This is a genomic window from Pseudomonas sp. 14P_5.3_Bac1 (assembly GCF_025466135.1).
Lineage (GTDB): Bacteria > Pseudomonadota > Gammaproteobacteria > Pseudomonadales > Pseudomonadaceae > Aquipseudomonas.
Window position 1 is genome coordinate 98,864 of record NZ_JANLOF010000085.1, and the last position, 11,184, is coordinate 110,047.

Here is an 11,184-nt window from a genome sequence, read left to right on the forward strand (position 1 = left end):
TCAAGGGAGGGGCTCGCGGGGAAGAGTAATCGGGGGCCGGGTGGACGGCGGCGGCAGGCGCTTGGCATAGAGGTTCAAGGTTTGCGTGCGGCCATCCAGGGCAAAACGGGCGTATTGCGGCGTCAGGTGTTCCAGGCGCCAGCCGTTGGGCAGCGTCTGGCCCAGGCGCACGGTCAGCGGGCGGCCGTCGGCCTGCTTGAGCATCGCCATTTGCAGGTTGCCAGTGATCATGATGCCGCTGAGGGTCAGGTTGGCCAGGCTCGAGACTCGGGCTTTGCCCACCACGCTGTCGGGGCTGCGATCAGGGCTGAACAGCGGCGTTTGCCACGTGGCGGCGAGGCTATCGAGTGTCACGCTTGGCGCCACGCGCGCACTGACCGCAGGGTGCGCACGCGCGACGGGTTCGGGCAGCCACTGCGGTTGATCGCCGATGCTGCTGAGGATGAACGCCATCAGCACGCCGAGTAACCCGGCCAAGCCGAGCAAGCCCCATTCCAGGGGGCGCAGGGCGCCGATCATCGCGCCACCTGCGGTTGCAGATAGCCGCGCACCAACAGGTGCACCAGCAGTTTTCCCGCCCCGCCCCTGGCTGGCGCCTGCTGGCCACGGCGGATGCGCAGCTCATCCACAAACAAAAACGGCGGCTGGTACTCCAGCTCATGCAGCACGGCTTCCAAGGGCTCGATGGCGCAGTTCAGGGTCAGGCTGACTTTGACCTGGCGATACGGCTCGCCCTCGTCCTGCTCGGGGGTGATGGGCTTGCGTTGGGTCAGGCTGCAGCCGCCGCCGAGCGTGGCGTGGCTGTTGATCAGGTCGGCAAGACGCTGCATCAGGTCGGCGGCCACCACGTCAGGGTCATCGCCCGGCAACAGGCTGGTGCTGCTGGCCGGGTCCTGGCGGGCCTGTTGCAGTTGCTGGCGCAGCGCATCGCCCTGGCGCACCACGCCGGCGTAGCGTTGCTGCTGCTCGCGCAACTGCTCGGCCTGTTCGCCCATGTCACGCAAGGGGCCGGCGAACCAGCTGTCGATCAACAGCCAGTAGGCCGCGCCGACGACCACGGCCAGCAGCAGCAAGGCCGCGCCGCGACGTTCACGGGGTGTGAGGGGTCGGCGCATCGGCGGCCTCCTGGCGTAGGTGGGCACGCAAGGCAAACTGGTCCTTGCCGGTGCGCGCATCGGGTTGAATCACCCCTTCGAACTGGGCGTTTTCCAGGCTGTGGCAACCCTTGATGCGGGTGATCAGCGCGCTGGCCTTGGCGCTTTGCCCGGAGATGGAAATCTCGCCGTCCTTGACGTCCAACTGGTCGAGCCAGGTGTCGGCGGGCAGGCAGGTGGTGAGGTCATTGAGCAACGCGGCCAAGGGCGGCTGCGCCAGTTTGCGCCGGGTCAGGTATTGCGCCGCGCCACGGGTATTGAGCAGTTGCTGGCGCAAGGCGTGCACCTCGGCAACCTGGGCTTTTTGCTGCTGCACGCTGGCGCGCATGGCGTCGAGCACGCGCTGGCGGTCGTTGAGCCACAGCAACATCGCCGCAATCAGCAAGGCACCGCACAGCCACGGCAGGCTGCGTTGCAGGCCTTTGCCGGTGGGGCGTTGGCGCGGGCGCAGTGGCGCCGGGAGCAGGTCGATGCCCAGGTGGTTCACATCCACCCGATGAGGGTGCACGCCGAGGGCGGCGCAGTCGGTGAGGATCTGGTCCAGCTGTTCGCGCAGGATCGCCACCAGCGTGACCTGCAGGTGCGTGGCGGTGCGTTGCTCCTGGCGCGCGACGAAGTACAGCTGGTCAGCCTCGAAGGGCGTGTAGCGATCCAGCTCGTACCCGACCACGGCGGTCAGGTTGCGCGCGGCGGCCAGCGGCAGCTGCACGGTTTGCAGCAGCACCGCGTCGGGCGCGAGCATCAGCACCTGGCGCGCGCTGGCGAGTGTGACCGGTTCGCTCAGTGGCCAGTGGCAGACCTGCTCAGGCGGCTCGCTCAGGGCCAGCCATTTCGGTACACAGGCGCGCAACTCCGCGAGCCACAGGCGCCAGCCCTGTTGCAGCAGGCTGCCGCGCCAGTGCCGGGCGATGGGTTCCAGTCGATTCATTCTTGCCAACGCAGCACCCGGTAGGGTTGCGCGCTGTCCTCCGAGGGGCTCAATAAAACGGTGAGTTGCAGGCGTGCCTGGTAGCCGCCGGGGCGCTGTGCGTGGCTGTCGACCACCAGCACCACACCCGGGTCGGCGCCTTCGGCGTTCTGACGCGGCAAGTTCAGCGCCTTGCGCATCAGCGGGCTGGCGAAGGCCGGATCGGGTCGATCCAGGTCACTCCACAGGGTGATTTCCGGCAGCAATTGGCTGTACAGCGTTTGTGTCATGCCGGGCAGCTGGCGCACTTCTTCCAGCACCCGAAACGGCGGCAGGCCTTGCTTGCGGCGCGCCTCAAAGGCTTTGATCAATTGGTCGGCCTGGGCTTGGGTGGCGCCGCAGGCCAGGGCCAGGCGCATCAAGTCATCGGCCTCGGCGTTGATCAGGTAGAGCTTGCCGCGCTCGCTGCGCAGGCTGACGTGCAACTGGGCATCGTCGAAGGTCAGCGGGATGTCACGGCCGTCGGCAATCCAGCGCCGATCGGCCATGACCAGGGCGATGCCGGCTTCGGCAGCCAGCACGGTCTGGGTGTGCTGGCGCAACCACAGGGCCTGGCGGCTTTGCAGCTGTACCCAACCGGCCAGGCCGCCGAGCAACACACTGAGCAAGGCCAGCGCCCACAGCACCAGCAGCAGCGCAGCGCCGCGTTGGCGCCTCATTCCTCCAGCGCTCCGCTGGCGAGGTTAAGACGCAGGGCAATCACTTGGGTAACCCACGGCAGCGGGCCGTCGATGCGCGCGGCAATGCGCACCGCAGCGGGCAAACGCTTGGGCCACGGCCATTGGTTGACCCATCCGGTGGCTTGGCCCAAAGGCGATACGCCGCGGTAACTGAACTGCAAGTCCTGGACGTTTTTGAGCAGCACTTGCGGCTCACTGCGGGCGACGTTGGTGTGCGATTCGAGCTGGGCAAACGACACCTGCAATGCCTGTTTTTGCGCTTGCAGCGTGAACCGCTGAATGCCGCCGCCGAGCACACCCGGCAGCGTCGCCACAAACTGCAATCGCTGGGGCGTGCCGACAAAAAAACCATCGGTCTGGCTGTCATCTTCGGTGACGTCCAGGGGCAGCGCTTCACTGATCGCCGTGCGTAGAAACTGCTGGGCGGCGCGCATCTCATCCAGGCTGGTGGTGTAGCGCTGGGCCTTGGAAACGGCGCGATTGGCGCCCAGCAACGCCCCGCCCACCAGCACCAGCAGTACCGCGAGCAGGCTCAGCACCACGAGGATTTCCAGCAAGGTAAAGCCCTGCTCGCGGCGCTTCACAGGCGCGCCTTCAAGGTACTGAAACGGGCCTGGTGCGGCCCTTCGCTGACGGTCAGGTCGAGGCGAAAAAGGTGCGGCTGTTGTCGGGTCTGGGTCAGTTGCCAGTGGATGCCCTGCAAGTCACCTTCACTGACACCTTCAGCCAGCGGCCCCGCCGCTTCCTGGTCGAGTACCGTCAGCGCCGTATGGGTGAGGCGGTCGCTGTGGGCGACTTGCGACAACGAGCGCGCGCTTTGGCCAAAGGCGACCAGCAACACTGTGCCGCACACCGCCATCAAGGTCAGCGCGGCGAGCATTTCAAGCAAGGTGAAGCCTGTCTGGTATTTCATGGCAGCGCCCTGGACTGCACGCTGCCGGTCAGCCAGCCCACGTCGATGCGCCAGCGCCGGCTGCCATTGGCCAACAACAGGTGGCCGCCGGTTGAGCTGCCGTCGGGGTAAAACTCGACAGCCGAGCCGGCCTGTTCGGCAGTGTGCAAGCTCACCTGCAACTCAGCCGGCCAGTGTTGCAACGCGCGGCCCGGCGCCTGGAAGGTCATTTTCTGCAGATCGAATTCAGTGCGCGCCGCCGTGCCGCTGACAACCGCCCCGGCCCGCGTGGTGCGCAGCGCATCGACCATCTGCCCGACCACGCGACGCTCTTGCGCCGCCTGCAAACCCTGGCGCACGCCCAGCCCCAGCAACCCGGCGGCGAGGCCGATCAACAGGATGACCACCAGCATCTCCAGCAGGGTAAAGCCGCGCTGGGCCATGGCGAGGTTATTCCCAGTTGCCCAGATCGGCGCTGTAGCCATCGCCGCCCGGCTGGCCGTCCTGACCGTAGAAAATCAGGTCGAAGGCGCCGTGCTCGCCGGGGTAGCGATAGCCGAAGGCATGGCCGAACGGGTCCTTGAGGTCGGAGGGCTTGGCGTAGGGGCCGGCCCAGCTGGATGCGTTGGCGGGCTTGTCCACCAGCTGTCGCAGGCTGTTGGGCGGTGCGCCGACGTCGAGGGCATAGCTGTCGATTTTCATGCTCAGGCCGGCCAGTTGCGCCTTGCCTGCGCCGTATTTGCCCTTGTCCACGTTGCCGCCGACCTGGCGCACCACAATGGTCGCGACAATGCCCAGCAACACGATCACCGCGAGCATTTCGAGCAGGGTGAAACCGCTTTGGCGGCGTGTCGATCCGAGTTGAAGGTGTCGCATGGGAGTGGCTCCTTGAAGGTTCATATATTGCTGGTCAGGCTCATCAGCGGCAGCATGATCGCCAGCATGATCACCGCCACCAGCACGGCCATGACCACGGTCAGCGACGGCACCAGCGCGGCGAGCAGGCGGTCGATGCCGCGTTTGGCTTCGACGTCGAACACCTCGGCGACCTTGAGCAGCATGCTGTCCAGTTCACCGGCCTGTTCGCCGACTTCAATCATTTGCAGGGCCAGGTCTGGCAGCAGCGGTTGCGCGCCGAACGCGCTGGCGAGGGTGCCGCCGCCTTTGACCGATTCCGCCGCATCCGCCACTTGGGCCTGCAGCGCCCGGTTGGTGCAGACTTGGCGGGCAATGACGAGTGCCTGCAGCAAGGCCACGCCGTTGCTGAGCAAGGTGCCGAGGGTGCGCGTCAGTCGGGCGGCTTCGACGCGTTGCAGCAGCGGGCCGATCACGCGAATGCCGAGCAGACGGCGGTCGTAGCGCTGCCTGCGCAGCGGATCACGCAGGCGTGCGGCCACGATCCAGATGGCCGCCACCAGAGCGCCCAGGACCCACACGCCATAGGCGCCGAGGAACTGGCCAAGCGCGAGAATGACCTCGGTGATCAGCGGAATCGGTACGCCCAGGTCCTGGAAAATCGGCACGAATTGCGGCACCACGTACGCCAGCAACAGCGCCAGCGAACCCACTACACCGACCACCAGGAACGCCGGGTAGATCAGCGCATTGATGACGTCGCCGCGCAGCAATTGGCTGCGTTCCAGATAGTCGCCCAACTGGTGCAAGGTGCTTTCCAGCGCGCCACCGGCCTCACCGGCGCGCACCATGCTCAAATACAGCGCCGAGAACGTGTCACCCTCCTCCTCCAGCGCGGCGGATAACGGCTTGCCTGCCTTGACGTGGTCGCGGATACGCTCGATCAGCGCGCGCACCTGGGGTTGGCCGGGTGGTTTGAGCAGCAGGCCCAACGCGCGCTCAAGCGGCTGACCGGCGCCGAGCAACGTGGCCAGTTGCTGGGTAAAGCTCACCAGGGCCGCGCCCTTCAACGGCCCGCGCGCAGTGCGCAGCAGTGGGCTGCCGGCCACTTCGATGTGCAACAGCAGTAAACCGCGTTTGTGCAGGACGGCGATGGCAGCCGCCTGGTCCTGGGCTTGCAGCGTGCCGTTGTGGGCCACGCCCTGGCTGTCCAGCGCGCGAAACTTGAACAGGCTCACGCGCCCTCTCCACGGGTGACGCGCAGCACCTCTTCCAGCGAGGTGACGCCCGCCAGCGCCTGGCGCAGGCCTTCTTCATGCAAGGTGCGCAGACCGGCGCGGCGCGCGGCCTGCTCCAGCGTGGCGGCGTCGGCGTGGCGCATCAACAGGCTGCGCAGTTCGTCGTTCATCACCAGCAATTCGGTGATTGCACTGCGACCGCGATAACTGCCCTTGTAGAGCAGAATCGGGCGCTGGTCGGTCAAGCGATCCAGGCCATGTTCTTCGATCAGTTCCGGCGCGGCTTCGAATGCCACGCGGGTCGCCGGGTCCAGGCGCCGTACCAGGCGCTGGGCGAGAATGCCGCTGACCGTCGAGGCGATCAGGTAGCTTTCCACGCCCATGTCCAGCAAGCGCGTGATGCTCGCGGCGGCGCTGTTGGTGTGCAGGGTGGAGAGCACAAGGTGCCCGGTGAGCGAGGACTGGATGGCGATGCGGCAGGTCTCCAGGTCGCGGATTTCGCCGACCATGATCACGTCCGGGTCCTGGCGCACGATGGAGCGCAGCGCGCCGGCGAAGTCCAGGCCAATGGCGGGCTTGACCTGGATCTGATTGATGCCTTCGAGCTGGTATTCCACCGGGTCTTCCACGGTGATGATCTTGCGTTCAGCGGTGTTGAGCCGCGACAACGCGGTGTAGAGCGTGGTGGTTTTGCCCGAGCCTGTGGGCCCGGTGACCAGCAGGATGCCGTGCGGACGTTCGAGCAGGTCGAGAAACGCCGCCAGGCGCTGGCCGTCAAAGCCCAGGCTCTGGAAGTCGAACTGCACGGTTTGCCGGTCGAGCAGGCGCATCACCACCGATTCGCCGAAGCTGGTGGGCACCGTGGACACGCGCAGGTCCAGCGCCTTGCCCTGGACGCGCAGCATGATCCGCCCGTCCTGGGGCAGGCGCCGTTCGGCGATGTCCAGGCGCGCCATGATCTTGACCCGCGAGATCACCGCCGCCGACGAACTGGCCGGCGGCGCTTCGGCGTCGTGTAGCACACCGTCGATGCGGTAACGCACCTTGAGCTGGTTTTCGAAGGGTTCGATGTGGATATCCGACGCGCGCTGTTCCACCGCACGCTGCAGGATCAGGTTGACCAGGCGAATCACCGGCGCTTCGGAGGCCATGTCCTTGAGGTGTTCGATATCTTCCAGCGCCCCGCCCTGCTCATCGAGGTTTTCAATCAGGGTGCCCATGGCGGAGCGGCCCTGGCCGTAGTAGCGCTCGATCAGCGTGTCGACTTCAGTACGCGGGCCGATGGCCAGCCACACCGGCACCTGGCAGGCGTAGGCCAGGGCTTGAAAGGGATAGAGGTGCGCCGGGTTGGCCGCCAATACGCGCAGGCCACCTTGGGCCCAGCCCATGGGCACAACCTGGTAGTGGCGCATAAAGCGTTCAGTGAGGGCGGGCAACGGGTCGAGCAGCGGCGGCGCGGCATCGGCCAGCAACAGCGGCGCGCCAAGCAGGTCCGCCCAGGCGCGGGCCAGTTCGATTTCAGAGACCAGCCCCAGACGCGCGAGCAGGCCGAGCAGGTCGCCGGCGTCCGTAGACAGGCGCCGGGCGCGCTCCAGGTCGACCGTTTTCAGCCCGGCGTGCCGCATCAGCCACGCGCACACGTGGTCGGTGTGCGGGATCTGCAGAGTGCAGGCATCGATGGGCATTGACGACATAGTGTGGGGTGTCTAGTTGCGAGAAAGTATGGCTATTTGGAACTACTGGCCAATACCGGAGAAGTGCCATTAGTTCGCCATGCCGCAGTCGGGGTTAACCGGGTTAATCGACTGAAAGTTGTAAATCTAGTTCCTGATGGCTGGAAACAAACTGAAAAGAATACGCATTGGCTGTCCCGGATTTCCGTTACAGCCCTTGATTTATGGCCTTTGGAGTGAGTCAGCAGAAGTGAGCTAGTTGCAATTAGCCACTTCACTAGTTATTCAAGTGCTCTCACGCTCAATCAAGCGACACTCCAGAAGATTCAATCGCACAACTTCATCCTCCACTGGCAGAACACCCAAACTTTCAAGTACCCGCGTGGCGGCTAATATTCCGATTTCCAAGGCTGGCGGTTTTATCGTGCTCAGACTTGGCAAAAGCATTTCGGCAAAGGGGTAATCACCAAAACCGAGCACGGCGCAGTCTTGCGGGATGTTCAATCCGGCCCGCTGGCCTGCCAGCAAACCACCGGCGGCCAGGTTGTCGTTGGCGAAGAAAATCGCATCCGGCGGCGTGGCGTGGCTCATCAGCACCTGCATTGCCTGCTTGCCGGCTTCGAAAGGCGCCAGGTCCGCATCCGGGGCAAACACCCAGGGCTGCACACCTAGTTGGGCGGCGGTGGCGGCATAACCGTCGCGCCGCTCCAGCGCACTGAAGTCGCCGGGCGCACTGTTCTGCACGAAGGCGATGCGCCGATACCCTTTGGCATGCAGGTAGCGCGCAGCACTGACGCCCACCTCGTAATGGGAGAAGCCAATCTGCAAGGGTTCGCGCGCGGGCACGTAATCCCAGGTTTCCACCACTGGAATATCCGCCTCGGCAATCATCTTTTCAGTGCCCGCGCTGTGGAAACGACTGGTCAGTACCAACGCCGCCGGCGACCACCCGAGAAACGCGCGCACCGCGCTTTCTTCCTGCTCGGCGCTGAAGTAGCTGGACGCCAATAGCAGCTGATAACCATGGCGGCTGAGCGTGTCACTGAAGCCCTGGATGGTGTTGGCAAAGATCGGCCCGGAGATGTTGGGAATCACCATGGCCACGATCCGCCCGCGCGCCGAGGCCAACCCACCGGCCACCAGATTCGGCACATAACCCAACTCGGCCACCACCGCCGCGATGCGCTCCCGGCGCTCTGGCGAGACCTGCTCTGGCTGATTGAAATAGCGCGACACGGTGATCGCCGACACCCCGGCCTGGCGCGCCACGGTATTGAGAGTGACGCGCCCGGCGCCACGGCGTTTGCGCGGTTTTTCTTCGCTCAAGAGGCAATCCTGTTAGAAACGAAAAAGCATATAGGACTAATTTTTTAGTATTTGACGCTCTAAACCAGCCCCAACAATAATGCCGATGTTAGCGCTACCAAAGCGCTTTGTCTGCTACTCGCTCGAGCGAATGCCCAAGACACGACACAGGCGCTGACGGTCGCAGAACCGCAGCGGTTCAGGGCATTTTTGGAGCGGGCACAGCATGCACAACTTTCCACGTCACACTCATTTATTGTTTCTCGCCGGGCTGACCGCCCTCCCCGCGCCGGGCGTATTTGCCGCCGATGAGCAAGAACCCACGCTCAAATCCGTCACGGTCACCGCGACGCGCCGCGAAGAGTCGCTGCAAAAAGTCCCGGTGGCGCTCTCGGTACTCGATGGCGAACAACTGGAGCGCGACAACCGCAACGGCGTGGCGAGCATCGTGCAGCAAGTGCCGTCGCTGAACTTTCGCACCGGCGCGTCGAACAAGGACACCTCGTTGTTCGTGCGCGGCGTGGGCACCATTTCCACCTCCCCAGGCGTTGAACCGACCGTGGCCACAGTGATCGACGGCGTGGTGTATGCGCGTCCAGGCCAGGCCACCCTCGACCTGCTGGACCTTGAGCGCATCGAAGTGCTGCGCGGCCCGCAAGGCACCCTGTTCGGCAAGAACGCCTCGGCCGGCGTACTGAACATCACCAGCAAGGCACCGACCGCCGAGACCCACGGCTATATCGACCAGTCGTATTACAGCGGCAACGAAAGCCGCACGCGTTTCGGCATTGGCGGCAGCCTGGTGCCGGGGGTGCTCAAGGGCTCGATCAGCACGCTGTTCGGCAGTTACGACGGTAATGTGGATAACAAAAACAACGGCCAGGAGGTCAACGGCTACAACCACAAAGGTATTCGCGGCAAGCTGGAATTCACCCCCAGTGACGAGGTGAAACTGACCTTGATCGCCGACTACATGCAGGCCCATGACGACGGCCCGAATGGCGTGGTGAGCAAGTCGCTGACACCCGCGTTTGCCAATGCGTTGAGCCCGGTGCGCGCGTCCAGCGACAACCGCGATATCAACACCGACACGCGCAGCCATGTCGAAGACACCAACAAAGGGTTGTCGGCGCAGCTGGACTGGAACCTGGGCGACTACACCCTGACTTCGATCACCGCCTGGCGCGGCTGGGACAACACCCAATACCAGGATGGCGACCGCCTCGGCACCGTAACCGCCGCCTTCCCCGGCACCGCCGACAAGGGCGAGCTGGCCTTCGACCAGTACTCCCAGGAACTGCGCCTGGCCTCGCCCAAGGGTGAATTCCTGGAGTACGTCGGTGGCCTGTTCTACATGCACGGCAAGGACGAAGAGACCTACCAGCGCACGCTGACCACCCCGGCGCGCACCGACCGCGGCATTGCCGACTACAGCACCACCAGCGACAGCTACGCGGCATTCGGTGAAACCACGCTGAATTTCACCTCCCGCTTTCGCGGCATCGCCGGCCTGCGCTACACCCACGACGAGCTGAAATACGATCACCGCCGCGTGTCGACCTCCGCCACCACGGTGAGTGGCATTCAACCGGCCACCCGCAGTGCCGGTTCGGTAGACGAGGACGGCTGGTCCGGGCGGCTGGGCGTGCAATTCGACATCAGCGACAGCATCACCAGCTACCTGACCTACTCACGTGGCTACAAAGGCCCGGCGTACAACGTGTTTTTCAACATGCAGCCGCGCGACACCAACGCCCTCAAGCCAGAAACCTCCAACACCTGGGAAGCCGGGATCAAGGCCACCAGCTGGAACAATCGCCTGACCACCAACCTTGCGGTCTTCCACAGCGACTACGACAACTACCAGGCCAACTTTTTCGACACGGTCGCCGGCCAAGTCGTGACGCGCCTGATCAACGCCGGCAGCGTCAGCACTGAAGGTGTCGAACTCGATTACGCTTTGCAGGCCACCCAGCAACTCAAGCTGTCCGGGGCCCTGGCCTACACCCGTGCACGTATTGACGAATTCGCCTGCCCCGCCGGTGCGGCGGCAACGTGCAACGTGAATGGCAAACCACTGCCGTTCAGCCCGGACTGGAAAAGCTACGTGCGCGCCGACTACAGCATCCCGCTGGATAACGGCCTGGACGTCGAACTGGGCACCGACTACAGCTGGCAGAGCGAAGTGCAGTACGACATCAGCCAGAACCTCGACACCAAACAAGGCGCCTACGGCATCTGGAACGCCAGCGTGGCCCTGGCCGATTACAGCAATGGCTGGCGCGTGGCGCTGTTGGCCAAGAACCTCGCCGACAAGTCTTATTCACCGCTGCTGGCCAGCGGCGGCAACTACATCTACCGCGCCGTACCCCGTGACGATGAACGTTACTTCGGCGTGCAACTGCGCAAGGATTTCTAAG

12 protein-coding genes are annotated in these 11,184 nt (G+C 64.6%); 1 reads left to right on the forward strand and 11 read right to left on the reverse strand.

Translation table 11 applies throughout. The annotated features are described in order from the left end of the window. From NTD89_RS25190 to NTD89_RS25240, 11 genes are all read right to left on the reverse strand, one after another. The gene (locus tag NTD89_RS25190; protein ID WP_262210291.1) at positions 1-519 is read right to left on the reverse strand and encodes a general secretion pathway protein GspN; all 519 of its coding nucleotides are present in this window, start codon (positions 517-519) and stop codon (positions 1-3) included. Further along, on the reverse strand, positions 516-1,115 hold the full coding sequence (gene gspM, locus NTD89_RS25195; RefSeq protein WP_262210292.1) for a type II secretion system protein GspM: 600 nt from the start codon (positions 1,113-1,115) through the stop codon (positions 516-518). The genes NTD89_RS25190 and gspM overlap by 4 nt, the downstream gene beginning before the upstream one ends. Continuing rightward, positions 1,090-2,082 carry a type II secretion system protein GspL gene (locus tag NTD89_RS25200; RefSeq protein ID WP_262210295.1) on the reverse strand — a complete coding sequence of 331 codons (993 nt, stop codon included), beginning with the start codon at positions 2,080-2,082 and terminating at the stop codon, positions 1,090-1,092. Before NTD89_RS25200 ends, gspM begins: the two co-directional genes overlap by 26 nt. Further along, on the reverse strand, positions 2,079-2,780 hold the full coding sequence (locus NTD89_RS25205) for a general secretion pathway protein GspK (protein ID WP_242199197.1): 702 nt from the start codon (positions 2,778-2,780) through the stop codon (positions 2,079-2,081). Before NTD89_RS25205 ends, NTD89_RS25200 begins: the two co-directional genes overlap by 4 nt. Further along, positions 2,777-3,385: a prepilin-type N-terminal cleavage/methylation domain-containing protein gene (locus NTD89_RS25210; protein ID WP_262210298.1), complete on the reverse strand. Its 609-nt coding sequence runs from the start codon at positions 3,383-3,385 to the stop codon at positions 2,777-2,779. The genes NTD89_RS25205 and NTD89_RS25210 overlap by 4 nt, the downstream gene beginning before the upstream one ends. Beyond that, entirely contained in the window at positions 3,382-3,714 is a 333-nt protein-coding gene (locus tag NTD89_RS25215; RefSeq protein WP_262210300.1) for a type II secretion system protein, read from the reverse strand. Before NTD89_RS25215 ends, NTD89_RS25210 begins: the two co-directional genes overlap by 4 nt. Next, the gene (locus tag NTD89_RS25220; RefSeq protein ID WP_262210301.1) at positions 3,711-4,136 is read right to left on the reverse strand and encodes a prepilin-type N-terminal cleavage/methylation domain-containing protein; all 426 of its coding nucleotides are present in this window, start codon (positions 4,134-4,136) and stop codon (positions 3,711-3,713) included. The genes NTD89_RS25215 and NTD89_RS25220 overlap by 4 nt, the downstream gene beginning before the upstream one ends. A gap of 7 nt (positions 4,137-4,143) precedes the next feature. Next, a complete protein-coding gene (gene gspG / locus NTD89_RS25225) occupies positions 4,144-4,593 on the reverse strand; it encodes a type II secretion system major pseudopilin GspG (RefSeq protein ID WP_145165883.1) in 450 nt (149 codons plus the stop codon). Continuing rightward, a complete protein-coding gene (gene gspF, locus NTD89_RS25230; RefSeq protein ID WP_262210302.1) occupies positions 4,590-5,786 on the reverse strand; it encodes a type II secretion system inner membrane protein GspF in 1,197 nt (398 codons plus the stop codon). Before gspF ends, gspG begins: the two co-directional genes overlap by 4 nt. Next, positions 5,783-7,480: a type II secretion system ATPase GspE gene (gene gspE / locus NTD89_RS25235; protein WP_262210305.1), complete on the reverse strand. Its 1,698-nt coding sequence runs from the start codon at positions 7,478-7,480 to the stop codon at positions 5,783-5,785. The genes gspF and gspE overlap by 4 nt, the downstream gene beginning before the upstream one ends. Positions 7,481-7,744: 264 nt before the next feature. Then, positions 7,745-8,785: a LacI family DNA-binding transcriptional regulator gene (locus NTD89_RS25240; protein WP_262210307.1), complete on the reverse strand. Its 1,041-nt coding sequence runs from the start codon at positions 8,783-8,785 to the stop codon at positions 7,745-7,747. A gap of 205 nt (positions 8,786-8,990) precedes the next feature. Between NTD89_RS25240 and NTD89_RS25245 the strand changes: the two genes are divergently transcribed. Beyond that, the gene (locus NTD89_RS25245) at positions 8,991-11,183 is read left to right on the forward strand and encodes a TonB-dependent receptor (RefSeq protein WP_262210309.1); all 2,193 of its coding nucleotides are present in this window, start codon (positions 8,991-8,993) and stop codon (positions 11,181-11,183) included. Position 11,184: the final 1 nt, after the last annotated feature.